The organism is Siminovitchia fordii DSM 16014 = CIP 108821 (assembly GCF_000374565.1).
Classification (GTDB): Bacteria; Bacillota; Bacilli; order Bacillales; family Bacillaceae_C; genus Siminovitchia; species Siminovitchia fordii.
On record NZ_KB894689.1, the window covers coordinates 90,204 to 108,624 of the forward strand.

18 protein-coding genes are annotated in these 18,421 nt (G+C 41.3%); 15 read left to right on the forward strand and 3 right to left on the reverse strand.

Annotated features, from left to right (window positions below; genetic code table 11):
- The first annotated feature begins 44 nt into the window (after nucleotides 1–44).
- The 5 genes from C509_RS0109195 (at nucleotide 45) to C509_RS0109215 (ending at nucleotide 5,325) form a co-directional block, all read left to right on the forward strand.
- Nucleotides 45–1,370 (forward strand): CitMHS family transporter, encoded by a 1,326-nt coding sequence (locus C509_RS0109195; protein WP_018706637.1) that lies wholly within the window; start codon nucleotides 45–47, stop codon nucleotides 1,368–1,370.
- Nucleotides 1,371–1,571: 201 nt separating this feature from the next.
- Entirely contained in the window at nucleotides 1,572–2,288 is a 717-nt protein-coding gene (locus tag C509_RS0109200) for a 3-ketoacyl-ACP reductase (protein WP_018706638.1), read from the forward strand.
- Nucleotides 2,289–2,673: 385 nt separating this feature from the next.
- Nucleotides 2,674–3,801, forward strand: coding sequence for an o-succinylbenzoate synthase (gene menC / locus C509_RS0109205; RefSeq protein WP_018706639.1), 1,128 nt, complete (start codon nucleotides 2,674–2,676; stop codon nucleotides 3,799–3,801).
- Nucleotides 3,802–3,816: 15 nt separating this feature from the next.
- Nucleotides 3,817–4,635: a GNAT family N-acetyltransferase gene (locus C509_RS0109210; RefSeq protein WP_018706640.1), complete on the forward strand. Its 819-nt coding sequence runs from the start codon at nucleotides 3,817–3,819 to the stop codon at nucleotides 4,633–4,635.
- 63 nt (nucleotides 4,636–4,698) lie between these two features.
- Nucleotides 4,699–5,325: a hypothetical protein gene (locus C509_RS0109215; RefSeq protein WP_018706641.1), complete on the forward strand. Its 627-nt coding sequence runs from the start codon at nucleotides 4,699–4,701 to the stop codon at nucleotides 5,323–5,325.
- A gap of 482 nt (nucleotides 5,326–5,807) precedes the next feature.
- Here the strand turns inward: C509_RS0109215 and C509_RS0109225 are convergent, their stop codons facing one another.
- Genes C509_RS0109225 through C509_RS0109235 form a run of 3 tightly spaced genes read right to left on the reverse strand, consistent with a single transcriptional unit; the run spans nucleotide 5,808 to nucleotide 8,540 of the window.
- On the reverse strand, nucleotides 5,808–6,638 hold the full coding sequence (locus C509_RS0109225; protein ID WP_018706643.1) for an ABC transporter permease: 831 nt from the start codon (nucleotides 6,636–6,638) through the stop codon (nucleotides 5,808–5,810).
- Complete coding sequence (locus C509_RS0109230) at nucleotides 6,638–7,462, reverse strand: ABC transporter ATP-binding protein (RefSeq protein ID WP_018706644.1); 825 nt, start codon at nucleotides 7,460–7,462, stop codon at nucleotides 6,638–6,640. Before C509_RS0109230 ends, C509_RS0109225 begins: the two co-directional genes overlap by 1 nt.
- A 25-nt stretch (nucleotides 7,463–7,487) precedes the next feature.
- Nucleotides 7,488–8,540 carry an ABC transporter substrate-binding protein gene (locus C509_RS0109235; protein ID WP_018706645.1) on the reverse strand — a complete coding sequence of 351 codons (1,053 nt, stop codon included), beginning with the start codon at nucleotides 8,538–8,540 and terminating at the stop codon, nucleotides 7,488–7,490.
- Nucleotides 8,541–9,021: 481 nt separating this feature from the next.
- Between C509_RS0109235 and C509_RS0109240 the strand changes: the two genes are divergently transcribed.
- The 10 genes from C509_RS0109240 to C509_RS0109285 all read left to right on the forward strand — a co-directional run bounded on the left by C509_RS0109240 (nucleotide 9,022) and on the right by C509_RS0109285 (nucleotide 18,412).
- The gene (locus tag C509_RS0109240; RefSeq protein WP_018706646.1) at nucleotides 9,022–10,026 is read left to right on the forward strand and encodes an ABC transporter substrate-binding protein; all 1,005 of its coding nucleotides are present in this window, start codon (nucleotides 9,022–9,024) and stop codon (nucleotides 10,024–10,026) included.
- A gap of 122 nt (nucleotides 10,027–10,148) precedes the next feature.
- Nucleotides 10,149–10,958 (forward strand): ABC transporter ATP-binding protein, encoded by an 810-nt coding sequence (locus C509_RS0109245; RefSeq protein ID WP_033369943.1) that lies wholly within the window; start codon nucleotides 10,149–10,151, stop codon nucleotides 10,956–10,958.
- Nucleotides 10,948–11,730 carry an ABC transporter permease gene (locus C509_RS0109250; protein ID WP_018706648.1) on the forward strand — a complete coding sequence of 261 codons (783 nt, stop codon included), beginning with the start codon at nucleotides 10,948–10,950 and terminating at the stop codon, nucleotides 11,728–11,730. The genes C509_RS0109245 and C509_RS0109250 overlap by 11 nt, the downstream gene beginning before the upstream one ends.
- A complete protein-coding gene (locus C509_RS0109255) occupies nucleotides 11,730–12,476 on the forward strand; it encodes an ABC transporter permease (protein WP_018706649.1) in 747 nt (248 codons plus the stop codon). The genes C509_RS0109250 and C509_RS0109255 overlap by 1 nt, the downstream gene beginning before the upstream one ends.
- A gap of 73 nt (nucleotides 12,477–12,549) precedes the next feature.
- Nucleotides 12,550–13,338, forward strand: a complete 789-nt coding sequence (locus C509_RS0109260) for an alpha/beta fold hydrolase (protein WP_018706650.1) — start codon at nucleotides 12,550–12,552, stop codon at nucleotides 13,336–13,338.
- A 158-nt stretch (nucleotides 13,339–13,496) separates the two neighbouring features.
- Nucleotides 13,497–14,270, forward strand: a complete 774-nt coding sequence (locus C509_RS0109265) for an IclR family transcriptional regulator (protein WP_018706651.1) — start codon at nucleotides 13,497–13,499, stop codon at nucleotides 14,268–14,270.
- A 226-nt stretch (nucleotides 14,271–14,496) separates the two neighbouring features.
- Nucleotides 14,497–15,759 carry an MFS transporter gene (locus C509_RS0109270; protein ID WP_018706652.1) on the forward strand — a complete coding sequence of 421 codons (1,263 nt, stop codon included), beginning with the start codon at nucleotides 14,497–14,499 and terminating at the stop codon, nucleotides 15,757–15,759.
- Between the two features lie 185 nt (nucleotides 15,760–15,944).
- Nucleotides 15,945–16,478 (forward strand): cupin domain-containing protein, encoded by a 534-nt coding sequence (locus C509_RS23710; RefSeq protein ID WP_033369945.1) that lies wholly within the window; start codon nucleotides 15,945–15,947, stop codon nucleotides 16,476–16,478.
- A gap of 112 nt (nucleotides 16,479–16,590) precedes the next feature.
- On the forward strand, nucleotides 16,591–17,511 hold the full coding sequence (locus C509_RS0109280; protein WP_018706654.1) for a VOC family protein: 921 nt from the start codon (nucleotides 16,591–16,593) through the stop codon (nucleotides 17,509–17,511).
- Nucleotides 17,512–17,620: 109 nt separating this feature from the next.
- Entirely contained in the window at nucleotides 17,621–18,412 is a 792-nt protein-coding gene (locus C509_RS0109285) for an SDR family oxidoreductase (protein ID WP_018706655.1), read from the forward strand.
- Nucleotides 18,413–18,421 lie beyond the last annotated feature (9 nt).

Sequence of the window (18,421 nt, forward strand, 5' to 3'; positions counted from 1 at the left end):
TCCAGATAAAGAAAATTAGTGAATTACGGAAAGGGGAATATCAATTGAGTCTTAGTTTAATTGGTCTTATGACGATTTTAGTCATTGTCACTTTACTAATCAGTGGAAGAGTCACCCCAATTGTTGCTATGGTTATACCACCTATTCTCGGTGCGTTGGCTGCGGGGTATAGTATGGGGAAAATTGGCGGCTTTTTTGAAAGTGGTGTCGGGTCTGTTATTAATGTTGCCATAATGTTTATCTTTGCGATTATTTTCTTTGGAATTTTGCAAGATGTAGGTCTCTTTGACCCGCTCATTAATAAAATGGTCGTTTTTTCACGCGGAAATGTAGTTACAGTGAGTGTTGGAACCGTTTTAATTGCAGCGATTGCGCAGTTGGATGGATCGGGTGCTTCTACCTTTTTAATAACAATTCCGGCACTTTTGCCATTGTATAAACGATTGAAAATGAATCCATATTTGCTTCTTCTGCTAGTTGGAGGGAGCGCAAGCATTATGAATATGCTTCCTTGGGCAGGTCCATTAGGAAGAACGGCTTCTGTATTAAAGATGGATGTAACAGAATTATGGAGACCCCTGATTCCAATACAAATGATTGGATTAATATTGATGATTGTCTTAGCGGTTTTTCTAGGAATAAGAGAAAAGAGAAGAATTATTGCGAACTATGGAGCATTGGAAATGGCAGCAGCACTGGATGCTTCGGCAGAAGATCATCACGAGACTGCCCATTCTACAAGAGATCATTCTTTAAATCGCCCTAAATTAATTTGGGTAAACGCACTTTTAGCATTAGGCGTTATTGGAGTACTCGTTGCAGGGATTATCCCGGCAGGTTTGGCTTTCATGATTGGTGTAAGTATCGCATTGCCCATTAACTTTAGAAAGGTTAATGATCAGATGGAGAGATTGCGTGCCCATGCACCCAATGCACTTACGATGGCCTCCATCATTTTGGCTGCAGGACTGTTCTTAGGGATATTGAATGGAACAGGGATGTTAGATGCAATTGCAAATGATGTGGTAAAGGTACTGCCTGAAACCGTTACCCCTTATTTGCATATAATCATTGGGGTATTAGGTGTACCGTTTGATTTAGTATTAAGTACAGATGCCTATTACTTCGCATTGTTTCCTGTTGTTGACCAAATTGCTGCAAGTGTTGGCGTATCCTCTTTATCTACAGCGTATGCAATGATTATTGGAAACATAGTGGGTACTTTTGTCAGCCCATTGGCGCCGGCAGTTTGGCTGGCACTCGGATTGGCAGGATTGGAAATGGGAAAATACCTGCGCTATTCCCTATTCTGGATGTGGGGACTAAGCATCATCTTAGTCATGATCGCTCTAATTATTGGTGTAATTTGAAGCAGCGGAACGGTTTTCCTTTCCAGGAGACTTCCTGCTGCCTGAGAAAAAACGAGAATTCCTCCTTCTTATGGGAGGGATTTTTTCAGCTAAAGTGGAATACTTGACCGTAGATCATTCCAATAGTATTCTTGCGATGGTTGGTTAAAGAGGGATGGCTGGCAGGCTATTTTTAAAAAGATGTAAAAAGGAGAATAGCACATGCAAAATGTAAAAGGAAAAAATGCTCTGATTACCGGAGCGGGAAGAGGCATCGGCCGGGCAACCGCGATTGCTTTTGCTCGTGAGGGAATTAACGTAGGGCTTGTCGGAAAAACATTTGATCATCTGGAGAAGGTGGCCAAAGAACTTGAGAAATTCGATGTAAATGTAGCAGTTGCTGTAGCGGATGTATCAGATCAAGCTGCTGTGACAGCAGCAGTCGAACATGTCATTTCAGACCTCGGTTCCATTGATATATTGATCAATAATGCGGGAATTTCTAAATTTGGAAAGTTCCTCGAGCTTACCCCCGAAGAATTCAAGCGGATTATTGATGTCAACGTAATGGGAATGTATCATGTGACAAGGGCAGTTTTACCAGGCATGATGGAAAGAAAGTCAGGAGATATTATCAATATCTCTTCCACTGCCGGCCAGAAAGGCGGACCAGTCATGAGTGCCTACAGCACTTCGAAATTTGCTGTCTTGGGGCTGACGGAATCACTCATGCAGGAAGCCAGAAAGTATAATATCCGCGTATCTGCTTTAACTCCAAGTACAGTTGCCACTGATTTGGCATTTGCTGAAAACCTGACAGACGGCAACCCTGAAAAAGTGATGCAGCCTGAAGACTTGGCCGAACTCATGGTATACCAGCTAAAGTTGCATCCGCGCGTCTTTCTTAAAGAAGCAGGTCTGTGGTCAACGAATCCATAAGGAAAGAGCCCTCCTGTATAATAAAATGTACCCTTTGTAAAGGCGTTTTTTAAAGACTAGGCAGTTTTAGGAAGATGATCTCTGTATGAACGGAGGTCATCTTTTTTAATTATCTGTATATGTAACTAAAAAAGTTTTATCATCATTTTCACTACTTTTCCAGGTATTTCTCTCTTTTTCTGACATGAATTCTATTAATGGTTATTTGAAAAAAATTCAAAGCATCCAAGCATTAGTTGGTCAGATGCAGGAAGCAGGCAAGATGAGCATGAATGCTGCAGAGTTAAGAAGTTTATATTAGAATTATCTTTATTTTCAAGGTAAAATGGGGGCAAACATCTAGAAGGACTCTGTCGGATATGATCATGTAAAAAGGAGAATCAATATGGTAATTGAAGAAATCAGGCTGGACCGTCTGGAAATGCCGCTGAAGCATCCATTTGAAACAAGCTTTGGAAAATTGATGAAGAGGGATTTTGTTGTAGTGAGCGCAACAAGCGATGGCATCACCGGATATGGGGAAAGTACTGCATTCCCGCTCCCTTTTTATAATGAAGAATCAACTGAAACCGTTCTCTATATATTGAAGGAACTCATCATCCCTCAAGTTCTAAAAATGGAGAAACTCGAGCATCCGGAGGACCTGGATCAAATATTCCAATCCGTCAAGGGGCACCGCATGGCGAAAGCCGCACTGGAAGGGGCTGTCTGGGACCTTTACTGTAAAAGGAAAGGCGTATCTCTTTCAAAAGCTCTTGGAGGAACAAAGACAGAAATTGATGTTGGAGTCAGTATCGGGATTGAACCGACGATCGAGGAACTGCTCGATCGTGTTGGTAGCTGCATCGACCAAGGCTATAAAAAGATAAAAGTGAAAATCAAGCCTGGCTTTGATGTCAAGCCGATGGAAGCGATCAGGGAAAGGTTTGGAATGGATGTTCCACTGATGGCGGACGCCAATTCCGCATATACTTTGCAGGACGTGGAGATTTTAAAACAGCTTGATCCACTAAAACTCATGATGATTGAGCAGCCGTTGGCTTATGATGATATCATTGACCACGCTACGTTGCAAAAGGAGCTGTCCACGCCTATCTGCCTTGATGAAAGTATCCATTCTGTTGAGGATGCGAGAAAAGCGGTTGAAATTGGAGCAACTAAAATCATCAATATTAAGGTTGGCCGGGTAGGAGGGCTGGCTGAGGCCAAAAAGATCCATGATTATTGCCAGTCGATGAATATCCCTGTCTGGTGTGGCGGCATGCTGGAATCAGGTATCGGGAGAGCGCACAATATTGCGATCACTTCACTGTCCAATTTTTCCATCCCGGGAGACACATCTCCGTCTGACCGCTACTGGGACCAGGACATTACCGATCCGGAAGTTGAATTTTACAAGCCGGGTGTGATCAAAGTGCCGGAAGGACCGGGAGTAGGTTATGGATTAAATGTGCAAGCGTTTCATGATTACGTTGTCCATACCGACACCTTTACAAGAACAAAAACCGTTTAAAATCGGAGGGAATCCATGTCGAAAACATACCTGTTTAAACCTGTAACGCAACATGACGAGCTGCAAAAAGCGGTCGATCTGCAAATAGATATATGGGGAAACGAAATTGTCACTGCCCTCGCTCAATTGGTTGCGGCAATCCATAATGGAGGCTGTGTAATCGGGGCATATGATGGAGACCGGATGATCGGCTTTGTTTACGGTTTTCCAGGAATCACCGATATTAACGCCAAGCCTCATCTTGTTTCCCATATGATGGCCGTCGATCCCGAATATCGCAATCAGGGGATTGGGGAAAGCCTTAAACGCAGGCAAAGGGAATGGGCCATTGATAAAGGTTTTGAAAAAATCACCTGGACATTTGATCCATTGGAAATTAAAAATGGTTATTTAAACATGACAAAGCTGGGTGGATACGTCAGGACTTATTACGTCTCCTACTACGGAATCATGCAGGACAAAATCAATAAAGGGATGCCAACGGACAGGTTTCTGCTGGAATGGGACCTATTGAGCGCACCAGTCGTCCATGTCGGAATGAAAAAAGAAAAGTACCGTAACATCAAAGATTATCCACTTGCGTTGGAGTTTTCCATTCAGGATTCACTGCCGGTTTCAGGAGATATCGTTCAGCGTGACGAAGAAAAAGTCCTTCTTATTCCAGTGCCGAAAGATATTCAGAAGCTGAAGAATCATTCGTTTAGACTGGCTTTTGATTGGAGAATGAAGATCCGCAACACCATTCAAAAGCTATTTTCAGATGGATATGTGCTTGTGGCGGCAATCCCTTCAGACGACGTGGGATATTATGTGTTGGATAAAGAGGAGCAATAATTTGAAACGCGGCAGGAGACAGTGTCCGGCTGCGTTTTCCATTTTAGAAAGGATGCAACAGAAATGAAAATGAAAAAAGAAGACCGAATAAGAGTATACGGGGGCCTTGAGGAACTAAGATTGAAACAAGTTTCCACGGGATTATCGAATCAAGAAGAGCGCCAATTGAATGCAATGCTGGATGAAGCGGCAGAGAAGGATATTCCTGATATCCGGGAATTCCAATGGAATAGCCCCGTGGATATCATTGCCTTTCGAAATGCCAGTTTCATAGAGGAGCCAGTCAAGCGCAGTTTGCTCGATCGGCTTCTGCAAAGGGAGATGCCTGAGTTTTTCAGTCTTGATGTGCCTAATGAAGAGGATTTCACCGGCGACCAGTGGCCGCTTCCGTTTGCTTTGGAAGTCCGGAAGTTCATAGAGGGCGCTGGACTTGATGTGGAATGGGAGAAAGTGCTTCCTGTTTCCATACATATGGATATGTGGGAAGGTTTCGGCAGGGATGAACTTAATTGGTTTAAACAGCTGCCGGAACCATATTGGTGCCACATGAAGATGACAGAAGTTGACGATCTGGAAGAAAAGGCAGCAGCCCATAGTGAGGAGATGCTTGAAGCTATCAGGTGGCTGAAGGAGCATTGGAAAGAAGGATACCAAATTTATTTGGATATAACGGAAATCTTTTATTTCTAATGCGCTGTTAATTTTGTTAATGATCGGGTGCTAAGAATCAGTAAACAGGTTATTTTTCAAACGGTCTTGGTGTGATTGCGCGTATCCATCATTTCGACTGCGGTAATAACCATCGTATTTTTTATTTGGTTAAATAAAGGAGTAGCTAAATAAGGGAACTGAATGGGGCTGGATGGCTTTATAAAGATGCCCCAAAAGAAAATCCTGCTCATGCAGGATTTTGGAAACTATTTAAGGCTTCTTTCTTTTTGTCCCTTTTATGAATTGATACCCAGCCCACTGTTTCTTGCCTCTAAAAGAAGAGGAAAATTTTCGATTGTATTCCCATTATGATCATGGTGAATCAAGTGAACCAGCATGAACAATTCTACAGTAAACGGCAATGCATCACTCTTAATTATATCCTAGATAGGTTTACGCGTTAGATAAGGTTGTCATGAGATTTGACCAAGACGGATATCATCATGCTGCACAATTGTATGTTAATGATGATCCGGCTTCCAAGATGAAAATCGTCTTTCAATAAGACCCAATAAGGATGTAAGAATTAATCCTGTAATCGTAATGATCAATACGCCAACAAACATTCGATCCGTTTGCAGGTTTTGCCCATTGCTTGTCAACTGATATCCAATACCTGCGGTTGAAGCAAATAATTCACCTACAACAACAGCAATTAGGCCTTGGCCAATTCCTAATCGAATTCCGTTTAAAAGAAATGGCACTGTCGATGGTAAAGCGATTGTTTTAAAGATTTGAAACTCACTGGCATTGAATGTACGTGCTGCCTTGATCAGATTTTGATCCAAGGTAACCATTGCCTTCTGAGCACTCATTACAATAGGGAAGAAAGCCATCAAGAATACGATCACAATTTTTGACGCGGGCCCAATTCCGAAGGCAATCACAATGACCGGCAAAAGGGCAACCTTTGGTGTTACATACAAACCAGAAATGAAGGGGTTGACTATCGCATTAAAATATTTATTCCATCCCGAAAACACTCCTATGGGTATACCGACCAATATTGCCAAAGCAAACCCTGCCAAAAATTCGTAACCGCTTACTTTCATGTTATCCCAAAAGGAAGCTTCCTGAACCATAGAAACAGATGCTTGCAAAATTTCAATCGGCGAGCTGATAAATAATGGATTTATCCATGCGTTTCGCGAGGCGATTTCCCAAAGTAAGAGAAACATTGAGACGGAAATGACACTAATAATCAAGGGTTTTTTATCTTTTTTAATCTTCTTTTCTTTATTTAGCTTTATTCCTGACTCTGCGAATTGGGTAGCACTCTTAGTCATGTTCATTAGATTCCCTTCTCTTTATTTTCAAAACCTTGCTTGGAAGACTCATCCTCAATAATTGCCCATATTTGGTCCACTAATTGTAAGAATTGCGGGTCACGCTTTACACGTAAATCCCTTGGTCGAGGCAGCTGCACATCTATAACTTTGACTAAGCGTCCGGGCCTAGCTCCAAAGACAAATACCCTATCGGCCAAAAATACCGCTTCGTCAATTTGATGTGTAATAAAGAGACTGGTTTTCTTTGTTTCGCTCCAAATTCTAAGTAATTCTACTTGCATAAATTCTCTCGTTTGTGCGTCCAATGCTGAAAATGGCTCGTCTAATAATAATAGTGATGGGTCTACTGTTAAGGCACGAGCCAAATTCACTCTTTGCTGCATTCCTCCTGATAATTCATGAGGATAATGACTTTCAAAGCCTTTTAAGCCAACCATCTCTATGAATTCTCTGGCTTCTTTCTTTTTATTTTCCGAGATTTCTTTTTGTAATTCAACGCCATAGAGCACATTGTCTAAAACTGTCCGCCAAGGAAGAAGACTAGGATTTTGAAATACCATCGCCCGGTCTTTGCCCGGACCGTTAATTTTTTGTTGATCTAATAATATTTCTCCTTTACTTGGCTTTAGCAATCCCACCACTGTGTTTAAAAAAGTTGTCTTTCCACAACCGCTTGGGCCGACGATACAGATAAATTCTCCCTCTTTAATATCTAGATTTATATTCTCCAAGGCTATTACTTCTGCACCAGTTTTATTATTTATATAGGTAACATTTAAAAAGCGGGTGGACAATTTTACATTTTCTAACGTATTTGCAGTTCCCATTTCATACGTCTCCTTTAATAATGGCTTATTTGAAGGCTTCATCTATATATTTGTTTGTCCAAATAACGTCTTCCGCTGTATCTTGTTTTTTAGTAACACCAGATAAATCTTTATATTCAATTAACGGATCTTGGGCGTTGTCCCATGCTTCTTGATTCATTTCTCCATAACCTTTGAAAGTATCTTTCAATCCGATTAACGATTTTTCAATAATATCTACATCGACGCCTTCAAAATAAGGGGAGATTGATTTTGCCGCTTCTGCTGGATTATCACGTGTAAACTCCATTCCTTTCCCAATAGCTCTTACGACTTTTAAAGATGTTTCATGATTTTTTTCTAGATAATCTTTATCGGCAAACACAACTTCCCATGCCATGTTCTTGTACATCGGTTCCTCCATCATGTCAATCATGATTTCACCAACTTCTTTATCTTCTGCATGTAGGCCCATCGGAGGTGAGGCAACCCCTCCATCCACAATTCCTTCTTGCATACCGCCGATTTTTGATCCATCACCCGATAGCTTGACTGTTTTAAAATCTTTTGGGTCGATGTTATGTAATTTCATTAAGTATCTGGCATAGACATCACCGGAATCACCTACAAGATTTGTACCGATAGTACTGCCGGCCAATGCTTTTATTTTATCTTCAAACGGTGAATCTTTAGACAAGCCGTTTTCTTTTATATATTTTTTAGAAAAAGTGATTTGAAAAGTTAGGGCAGAGTTTAAAGATTGGATTGCGACTAAGTTTTCACCTTTATCGAGAGGAGCAAACATACTCCTTGGTCCCGAGACTGCAAACTGTGCTTCACCAGATAATAGGGAAGCAATTACCTGGGCTCCCCCACCGCCGGAGGCTATTTTGGCTTCAATACCTTCCTCTTTGAAAAAGCCCTGTTCGATCGCTACGTAAAACGGGGCTACCGACAAAATTCTCGCTGGTTCGGCAAAGGTGATTTCTTCTAGTTCTTCACCCTTCGAACTCGTTTCTTTTTTCTCCTGGCCGCAGGCAGACATGGTTATGGCTAAACAAAATATAGCTGCTAGAACACCCAACTTTTTTCTCAACATATGGCCATCCTCCTGTTTATTATCCTTGTTGTTTTGTATGCAAAACATCGTTTTGTCGATGTTTTGGGTAATTGTATCTTGCTCCTGATATAATTGTCAATATTTTTTTGCATTTGGGATGATTGGGTCTTTAGTGAAAAAAAGCTATTCATATAAGTTAAATACCGATAAGTGATAGGAAATAAGGTGAGAAAAAAGAGAGAATTTTGTCGGATCTTGATTTGGGACAAGGTAAGCCCCCTTACTGTTATTGAATATATTACTTGTTCATTGACACGACTTTTGATGTAAAAAAGTGTTTCAACTTCATGTTGACAAATCTGAATTTAACAATAATAATTAGAATATCTTTATTTGTAACAATGTTTTATATTTGAAACAAATTGTAAGCGTTTCAATTCAAAGGGAGGATTGATACACAAAAAAAGTTGATGGGACATGTAACGAATTTCTGAATTGATCATTTAAAAGGGGGAGCAAAATGAGAAAACCGGTTCTGTTTATGTTCATGGCCTTCTTAGCAGTTGGGATGGTAGGGTGTGGTTCTGCAAGTAAAGAAAGTTCTTCCGGAGGTGGGGAAGAAGGGCAACCAGCAAAAATAAGAATTGGAATTGGTTATGCGACAGAAGAGCCTTTATGGCTTATGGAGGCTGCTCCTGAGCTTGCAAAAAATAATGGAAAGAAATACGAGCTTGAGTTCCAGCAGTTCAGGGCAAATGCAGATCGCCTAAATGCCTATCGGGCAGGACAGCTTGAAGGTGGGACACTGGGACAAGGGGCCTTGATCATGGCTGCGGATCAAGGAGTCGATTTAGAGGTTGTTGCAAGTGTGGCAAAAGATACTCCAAATAAGGGATTCAATTTTCCTTTCATGGCGAAGAAAGACTCAGGGATAAAATCGGTTAAAGATTTAAAAGGGAAAACAATCGGTATCCCAGATTTTAAATCTCCGACTGATATGTGGGCACGTACCGCTTTGCGAAATGCGGGGTTGGACCCGGATAAGGATGTGAAGTTTTCTGTATTGCCAACTCCAGCTGTAGAGGAATCCATAAAAAGCGGAAAAATTGATGTAGGCCTTATTCCACAGCCCTTTTATGCCGAAGTTGAGTCAAAGGGAGAACTCAAAACGGTCTTTACTTCCAAAGATGGAGTCCCTATAGATGAGGACTTTTTATCACTTTTTTTCAATCCTGAGTTCATTAAAGAGCACGAGGAAGCTTTCAAAGCTTTTATCGAAGACTACCAAACTACGATGAAATACTACTTGGAAAACGAACAGGATGCCAGGCAAAAGTTACTGGATAAAGAGTTTGTATTGGCAGAAAAAGAGGTCTATCTAAACATGGAAGATAGCAACCGCGCTGAGGATATTTCTCTTAATCGCGAAAGCTGGGAACAAGTTCAGGAAATTATGTTACAAGAGAAATGGATTACGAAAGAAGTGGACTTGGACGCTCTTCTTAATGAAACATATGTGAAATAAATCATTTTCTGAAGAAATTTCCAGGGCAGGGACGTTGCAGTATATGAAAATATAGGTTCTGCATATATCATTTCGGGGGTGCGGTCATGCCGAACAACAAAGTGGTTAAAAGGAGTTTTCCTATGGAGACGAATAAAGAAACTGCCATCAAGATTGAGAGCCTTCGTAAACTTTTCAAGCGGAAATCCGAGGAAATAGAAGTTATTAAAGGGATAGACCTGGACATCAAAGAAGGCGAGTTCGTCAGTATAGTTGGCCCAAGCGGCTGCGGGAAAAGCACTTTTTTGCATATCGTCGGAGGGTTTATAAATAAAACTTCAGGAACAGTCACGGTTCGAGGGAAAGAAGTTGATAAGCCAGCTCCGGATCGTGGGATGATGTTCCAGGAGGCAGCTCTGTTTCCATGGCGGAAGGTTTATGGAAATGTGGCATGGGGGCTGGAGGTTCAAGGATATTCCAAAGGGGAAATAAGAGAGCGTGTCGAACATTATTTAACTTTGGTAGGATTATGGGAATTTCGCAATCACCTTCCTTCAGAACTTTCAGGAGGTATGAGGCAAAGGGTTTCTTTGGCAAAAGTTCTTGCTTTTAATCCCGACGTACTTCTAATGGACGAGCCATTTGGTGCATTGGATGCACAAACAAGAGAGACGATGCAATCGGAGCTTCAAAGGATATGGTCGGAATCGAAAAAAAGTGTGCTTTTTGTTACCCATGATATTGAAGAAGCCGTCTATTTAAGTGATTATGTAGTAGTTTTGACGAAGCGGCCGGCGAAGGTCAAAGAGATTATCCCTATAAAGCTCCCCCGACCTCGGGAAATTGAGATAAGGAAATCATATGAGTTTGTTGATTATCGAAATGATATATGGGACTTGTTACATGGTGAGGAAAATGTAAAGAGCATGGGAGGTTCAATCTATGCAAAGTAGTATGAATGCGCTGAAGTTTACCGTTTATGCCTTGGTTGAACTGCTTTTGTTCATATTGCTTTGGCAACTTTTATCTGCTCAGACGTGGTTTCCAGCCTATTTATCCAGTCCTTCATCTGTCTTTGGTCAGATCAAAGAAATGATCGTGACAATGGAGATATTTCCGCATATAGGTATAAGTCTTTATCGCACACTAATCAGCTTTCTATTGGTAGTCATAATTGGAACTGGATTGGGTATTTTAGCAGGTTACTTTAAAGTAATTGGAAATTTTTTTGACCCCCTTATATCTTTTTTTAACCCCATACCAAAGATTGCGCTATTGCCCGTTTTTTTAGTGTGGTTTGGAGTGAGCGATACAACAAGGGTTCTCATTATTTTTACAACTGCTTTTTTCCCGTGTTTTATTGCAACAATTGATGGTGTTCGAAGCATAAGCAGACTGCACTTTTGGTCGGCTGAAAATATGGGAGCTAATCAATTCCAAATACTCAGGAGAGTGGTCTTGCCAGCAGCACTTCCAAAAATATTTGATGGGTGGAGGGTTGCCTTGGCCCTTTGTTTTGTCATGATGTTCTCTTCGGAAATGATTGGAACAACAACTGGAACGGGACTGGGATTTCTAATCTTGAATGCTGATTCGTATGGCCGGACAGATATTGTTCTGGCAGCGGTTTTTGTCATTGCAGCCCTTGGCTTTATTTTTGACCGACTTTTAATTGGAATTCGATCACGGGCACTTTGGTGGAATAGCCAAGGGGAGGGCAATTGATGGGGAAAGTATGGAAAGGCATCAATAAATATCAGTCTATTATTCTTATAGCAATATTATGGCAAGTCATCGCTATGTCCCGTTTATTTCCGGAGCAGTTATTTCCAGGCCTAGAGGTGATTTTCCTTTCTTTTATCGAGTTGATCGTTTCTTCGGATTTATGGTCAAATATTTTAGTGACATTGTATCGAATTTTAGGAGGTTTTTTCCTGGCTGCTGTTATTGGGGTTCCAATAGGCATCTTAATGAGTCGTTCTTCTATATTTGATAACATCATGCAGCCGATTTTTACAGCTGGATATCCAATTCCTCGGGTAGCTATTTATCCGATCATCGTTTTACTTTTTGGACTTGGTTCAGCGTCAAAAATATTTATCATCTTTTTGGAGTGTATTTTCCCTATCGTTGTAAACACATACTACGGGGCAAAAAGGGTGGCTCAACTGCATATTTGGTCTGGACAAAATATGGGAGCCAGCGATCGGCAGTTATTTTGGAAAGTTTTTATACCCGGAACGATGCCTGCTATATTTACAGGCTTTAGAATTGCCTTACCTATTGCAGTCGTCATTTCAGTCCTGACGGAAATGATCAGCTCAAGCGATGGGATTGGCTATTTGTTGACTTATTTAACAGCTTCTTTGTCACAAAGCAAAGTATTGGCTGCTGTAATCATTGTTTCTCTTCTGGGATACTTGTTAGATCGTTTGTTATTGTTTGTACGAAAAAAATTGGTTTATTGGTGAAAGAAAGATATAATTGGCCCGGTCTTACTGGGCCATATTAGAAAAAACAACAAAGATAGTGAGGTTTTACTCTATGCCAACAATACAACTTAGTGAGTTTACTATTCATTATGCAAAAGAAGGGAATGGACATCCTCTTATCATACTGCATGGATTGGGGAATAATTCCCAGTCATGGAAAAAACAATTAAGCTCCTTAAAAGAATACTATACTGTAATTGCTTGGGATGCACCAGGATACGGGAATAGTTCGGATCCTAAGGAAGAATTAAAGCATTTTTCTCAATTCGCGGATATACTTAAGGAATTTGTGGATCAATTAGGATACAAATCCATTTATCTTTTGGGGCATTCCATGGGGTCGGCCATTGCCCTGGATTTTGCTCACCGGTACCCCGATATAGTAGATAAGCTGATTATTGCTGATCCTACCAGAGGTGCGGCAGGTCTATCAAAAGAAGAGAACAGAAAGAGGCTCCAAGAGCGCTTGGATTCAATCGATCATCTAGACCCGTCAGAGTTGGCGAATCAAAGGGTTAGAAATCTTCTCTCTCCCAACGCTTCTGAAGAGGTGATCAAAGAAGCAGAACGAATTATGTCTCAAGTTAGACCACCAGGCTACCGTTCTGTATCTTATTCACTTGGGAATTTAGATCAAATGAATATATTACCAACTCTTTCCGTCCCAACGCTTGTCATATGTGGTGAATTGGACAAGGTGACACCTGTTTCCGAAGCGGAAATTTTCCATCAGTCCATTCCGAATTCAAAATTGGAGATTATCCCGGACACAGGCCACCTATGTTATCAGGAAGACCCTGAAACATTTAATGAAAAAGTCATTCATTTTTTGGGGAAATAAAAGTGTGTATATTTGAAACTGGGCAGAGAAGTGAGGTTCTCTGCCGTTTTTTATTGGTGTTTACATGAATTTTCGGTAAAATCTTGAGTCTTGTCCAGTTTAATCATATGATTAAGGAGGATATTTGATGATAAACAATTTAGGGAGATGCTTTCTAGATGAGTGATTTAGAGAAAGAAAAATATAGTGCGAATTCCTTGGTCAGAGGTTTGGAAATACTGAAACTCTTCAATGCAGACAACCCGACTTTATCACTCTCCGAAATTTCAAAAAGTCTGGGTGTCAGTAGAACAGTACCATATCGTCTATTGTACACATTGCAAAGTATGGGTTATCTTGATCAAGATGAGAATACGAAACGTTATAGCCTGAATCCTAAGGTGTTGGAAATCGGTTTTGCTTATTTAAATAGTCTGAAGCTGCCTGAGATCGCACAACCTTATATTGAAAAATTAAGGGACGAGCTTGGAACGTCCTGCCATCTATCTATTTTGGATGGCCAAGAGGTCGTATACATTGGAACGGCACCAGTGAGGAATGTATCAATTATCAATGTCAATATAGGAACAAGACTTCCGGCACAGGCTTTGGCAAATGGTAGAGTCTTGCTTGCTTATCAGCAGGAAGAAAGATTAATGGATAAGCTTAAAAGTCTGGATGCTGGGTCCACTGCAACAAAAGATATTACTACTTTTCAAAAAGAGCTGGAGGTTATCCGTAAACAAGGATATGCACTTACGGAAGGTGACTTCCTTCCGGGTGTCCATTCAGCAGCAGCGCCGATATTTGATTATACTGGGAGCATAAAAGCGGCATTGAATGTTGTCGCATCAGAACCGTTATTCCACGAAAATTTTCTTGAGAAAGTAGCTTTACCCAAAGTGGTTGAAGCAGCAAAAGAGTTATCTGGTCATTTAGGTTATAAAAAGTGAAACAAAGAAATCTTACAGGCATAATAGCTTGTAAGATTTCTTTGTTTTATATATAAAACAAATTTTCTCCGGTAAAAAAATCTATTGACAATCCTCGACAGAAATATTACCATTTTTCTTATACAAAACAATGTTTTAAAATAATTTTTAATGAAAGGGGTTTCTGTTTTCTGAATATTTCATGTGTTTTCAACCTGAAAAATATTCGATAAAGGAGGATGAAACTATGTTGCAAAACAACAAACGATGGCTGTATATAGCCGTACCTATTTTCTTTTTCTGGTTTTTTGGCCAAATTGACAAGATGGGGATCTCCGTCATCCAGACGGATCCAGGATTCTTAAATGCACTGGGACTGACTGGTGAGGACAAGAGTGCCAAAATAGGTATGATTACATTTGTGTTTACTGTTTCGTATGCGCTTTCAAATCTTTTTTGGGGAGTTATTATTGATAAACTTGGAGCTCGTCAAACAGCCATTTTGGGGTTGGGAGTCTGGACAGTCACAATGATTATGGCTGGATTATCAAATACATATGAAATGTTTCTGATAAGCAGAATTATCCTGGGGTTGGGAGAAGGTATGATGATTCCGGTATCGGGAAAATTCATATCAAGCTGGTTTAACCGCCGGGAATTGGGAAAAGCCCAAGCGTCATGGATCACAGGCAATTACTTAGGTCCGGCTTTGGGGGCTATGATTCTTGTGTTCCTCATTGCTACTCTCCATTGGCAAGCAGCGTTTTTTATCCTTGCCGGTTTTAATCTGTTTATTAATATCCCTATGTTTTTATATTTAACAAGAAATACACCAGAAGAGCATCCGGGAGTAAGTGAACAAGAGTTGGCCTACATTCGTTTGACAGACGAAGAGGACGAGGTGACTGACCGGAAATTCACTCAGGATTTCCGCTATTGGATCGTTTGGTTCGGAATGCTAATCGCTTCTTTCCTGTTTTTCGGTATTAGCATATGGCTGCCGACGTATCTGGTTGAGGCACGCGGATTTGCTCAAGAGGGCATGAAAAACATTACATCAATTTCTTGGTTATTTGCTCTGTTATTTGTCCTTGCCTGCGGATATTTATCTGACAAGACGAGAAGACCCAGTTTAATGGCCACTATATTGTTCGGTATGACAGCGCTTTTTCTTGCTTATGCCATCGCGGCGCCGAATGCAATTGTTGCCGGCCTCTGTATGGGACTTGCCATGGGAGCGCAAGGAGGGGTCTTTCACTTGAGTAACCTTTTTATTGTTAAATTTTCTACACCTGAAACTGCAGGGCGTGCTGCCGGTTTGATGGGATTTACGAATATCATGGGGGGCTTCTCCAGTTATATCATGGGCTGGCTTCGTGATGCATCAGGTGGAAGCTTCAGTTCCTCAATCATTATGCTGATTGTTGCCTCACTACTCGGACTGCTGGCTTATCTTTTTACACTCAAAAAAGAAGCTGCCGAAACCCGCCTATTCAATAAAGCGGTTTAGCCAAAAAACGTATGGACGCATTATCTGGGCGTCTGTACGTTTTTTTTATTTATTTTCTATTGAATTTTCTTAAAAGTAAATATTGACAACGCTATCATAATCAATTAGGATTGGTTTATAAACAAAACAATGTTTCATATACAAAACAAAAGGTGGTTTTGTGTGTGGAAAAGGAGGATGTCGAAATGGCAAAAGAGAAATTTTCGGTTGAGGAGTTTGAGAAAAAGTACGTAGCAAGGCTGAAGGATCGCACGCTTGATTGGAACGTATTGAAGTTTCAGGAGGAAATTGACCCGAAATACAAGCGGGCACAGATGCGCTACATTGGCCGGGGAGCCACTGCAAATGCGGATTCCAATGTAATCACAGCAGAGCACTTTACATTGAGCACAATGGTATTGCCTCCGGGATGTGTCGGCCCTCTTCACTTGCATGATGATGTTGAAGAAGTGTTCTTCATTTTAAAAGGGCAGGTTACAGCACTTATTCAAGAAGTTGACTCCGATGAAGTGCATGAAATCAAACTAAATGAAAGGGATTGCATCAGCAGCCCTCCTGGAGTTTACCGCGGAATCCGCAATGACGGAGAAGAGGAAGCGTTAATGCTTGTAATGCTGGGTGCCAATAAACCTAATCTTCCGACCTATCCGGAAGGCAGTGCACTCGAAGAACTCCGCAAGCAGCGTGCCGCGGAAAGAGAAGCTATCATTAGCAAGTAAATATTCACAGTGATTGAACGGTGACAAGATGGGTCTTGTCTTATTTTGAAGAAGTGAGGCAAGACCTTAAAAGAGTCAAAGCTCTCTTACTATTAATAGGAGGTCCGGACGTATGCTAGGCATTACTCATTTACGCCATATCAGCTTGTTCACCCCTAATTTTGATGAGCAAGTTGCATTTTATGAAAACATATGGGGCTTGGATAAAGTGGATGCCCCCCAAGAAAAAGATACGTCTTATTTTCGAGGTGCAGGACCTGAGCATCATATTCTAAGTCTTCACAGAGGAGAAAAGACTGGACTGCATCATATCGCTTTTGGAATGGTGGATAAAAATGCGGTGGACCGGGCGGCGGAAATTCTCCAATCTAAAAACGTGTTAATCGTTGATCAACCGGGTTACTTCAATGAAGCAGGCGGCGGTTACGGACTTCGTTTCCTGGATCCTGAGAACCGTCTCATTGAGTTGTCTGCATGGGTTGAAGTACACACCTCCATCTGGAGTAAAAAGAATGTGGACCCTGTTAAATTAAATCATGTTGTCATGAATACAAAAAATCTGGACATGATTGTGGAGTTTTATACGGACGTGCTTGGTTTTAGAGTTACGGATTGGAGTGAACATCAAATGTCATTTCTAAGATGTAACAAAAAACATCATTCGATTGCTTTTAACCAAGGGGAACATGCCTCTGTCAATCACATTGCATACGAACTTGATTCGGTGAATGAGGTCATGAGAGGAATTGCCAATGTAAGGGAAGCTGGTCTAAAAGAATTATGGGGGCCGGGAAGACATGGTCCGGGAGATAATATTTTTTGCTATTTCCAAGATCCCGGTGGGTTTGTAATGGAGTATACCTGTTATCTTGAAACGATTGAAGATGAATCAGAGTGGCGGGCAAGGGTATGGAAACGTGTACCTCATCTTATGGACCAATGGGGCATAGCGGGTCCTCCAAGCCCTGAAGCACGGAAGGCGATGGGCGGTACACCGGATCCGGGATGGGTGACCACGATCAATACAAATTAAGTGATTTCATTCAAAGCGTTTTTTGAAGAATAAAAAGCAAGAGGCTTTCTCAATAATTGTCTTCTTGCTTATTTCTTCCATAGGATCCCCAAGGAAGGAGAAAGAACAAATGGATCTGGGTCTTAAAGGCAAAGTGGCCGTAATCATGGGTGGCACATCAGGGGTAGGTTTGAAGACGGCGGAAACATTCCTGCAGGAAGGCGCCAAAGTTGCCATTTGCGGCCGCAGTAAAGAGCGGATAGAGAAAGCGAGCAACCAGTTATTGTCATTCGGAAATAAAGGAGATATTTTTACCGGGCAGTGCGATGTTACATCGAAGGAAGATGTCGATACATTTATAAATGGTGCAGCAAAGTATTTCGGAGGCATCGATATTTTGGTGAATGCAGCGGGTCAAAGCGTTATGGGATACTTCTTCGATATCACAGATGAGCAGTGGCAAGAGCAAATTCAATTGAAATATTTTGCCATCATTTACGCCGTTCGTGCGGTACACCCTCATTTAGTCATGAGAGGGGGAGGTAGGATCATTAATATCAATGCGACACTTGCGAAAGAGCCGGAGCGGCACATGGTAGCAACAGCTGCTACACGTGCTGGACTTTTGAACTTAAGTAAAACATTATCTCAGGAACTTGCTGAGAATAATATCTTGGTAAATTCCGTCAGTCTTGGGCTCATTAGGACTGATCAATGGGAGAGAAGACGATTAAAAAATGCACCGGAGCAAGAGCCGGAAGAATACTATGCAGAATTGGCAAAGAAACGGAATATCCCGCTTGGACGGGTCGGAGAAGCGGAAGAAGTGGCTGATGTGATTGTTTTCCTTGCTTCTGATAAAGCGAGTTATGTCGCAGGTTCGACGATTGAAACGGCAGGAGCACTTGGGAAAGCACTTTAAATATATTGG

Bases quoted from the DNA above. Each gene is read 5' to 3' on its own strand.
- C509_RS0109245 (WP_033369943.1), top strand. From the start codon at position 10,149: ATGGAGACGAATAAAGAAACTGCCATCAAGATTGAGAGCCTTCGTAAA.
- C509_RS0109260 (WP_018706650.1), top strand. From the start codon at position 12,550: ATGCCAACAATACAACTTAGTGAGTTTACTATTCATTATGCAAAAGAA.
- C509_RS0109250 (WP_018706648.1), top strand. From the start codon at position 10,948: ATGCAAAGTAGTATGAATGCGCTGAAGTTTACCGTTTATGCCTTGGTT.
- C509_RS0109265 (WP_018706651.1), top strand. From the start codon at position 13,497: ATGAGTGATTTAGAGAAAGAAAAATATAGTGCGAATTCCTTGGTCAGA.
- C509_RS0109215 (WP_018706641.1), top strand. From the start codon at position 4,699: ATGAAAATGAAAAAAGAAGACCGAATAAGAGTATACGGGGGCCTTGAG.
- menC (WP_018706639.1), top strand. From the start codon at position 2,674: ATGGTAATTGAAGAAATCAGGCTGGACCGTCTGGAAATGCCGCTGAAG.
- C509_RS0109225 (WP_018706643.1), bottom strand. From the start codon at position 6,638: ATGAACATGACTAAGAGTGCTACCCAATTCGCAGAGTCAGGAATAAAG.
- C509_RS0109255 (WP_018706649.1), top strand. From the start codon at position 11,730: ATGGGGAAAGTATGGAAAGGCATCAATAAATATCAGTCTATTATTCTT.
- C509_RS0109240 (WP_018706646.1), top strand. From the start codon at position 9,022: ATGAGAAAACCGGTTCTGTTTATGTTCATGGCCTTCTTAGCAGTTGGG.
- C509_RS0109230 (WP_018706644.1), bottom strand. From the start codon at position 7,462: ATGGGAACTGCAAATACGTTAGAAAATGTAAAATTGTCCACCCGCTTT.
- C509_RS0109285 (WP_018706655.1), top strand. From the start codon at position 17,621: ATGGATCTGGGTCTTAAAGGCAAAGTGGCCGTAATCATGGGTGGCACA.
- C509_RS0109200 (WP_018706638.1), top strand. From the start codon at position 1,572: ATGCAAAATGTAAAAGGAAAAAATGCTCTGATTACCGGAGCGGGAAGA.
- C509_RS0109280 (WP_018706654.1), top strand. From the start codon at position 16,591: ATGCTAGGCATTACTCATTTACGCCATATCAGCTTGTTCACCCCTAAT.
- C509_RS0109210 (WP_018706640.1), top strand. From the start codon at position 3,817: ATGTCGAAAACATACCTGTTTAAACCTGTAACGCAACATGACGAGCTG.
- C509_RS0109235 (WP_018706645.1), bottom strand. From the start codon at position 8,540: ATGTTGAGAAAAAAGTTGGGTGTTCTAGCAGCTATATTTTGTTTAGCC.
- C509_RS23710 (WP_033369945.1), top strand. From the start codon at position 15,945: ATGGCAAAAGAGAAATTTTCGGTTGAGGAGTTTGAGAAAAAGTACGTA.
- C509_RS0109270 (WP_018706652.1), top strand. From the start codon at position 14,497: ATGTTGCAAAACAACAAACGATGGCTGTATATAGCCGTACCTATTTTC.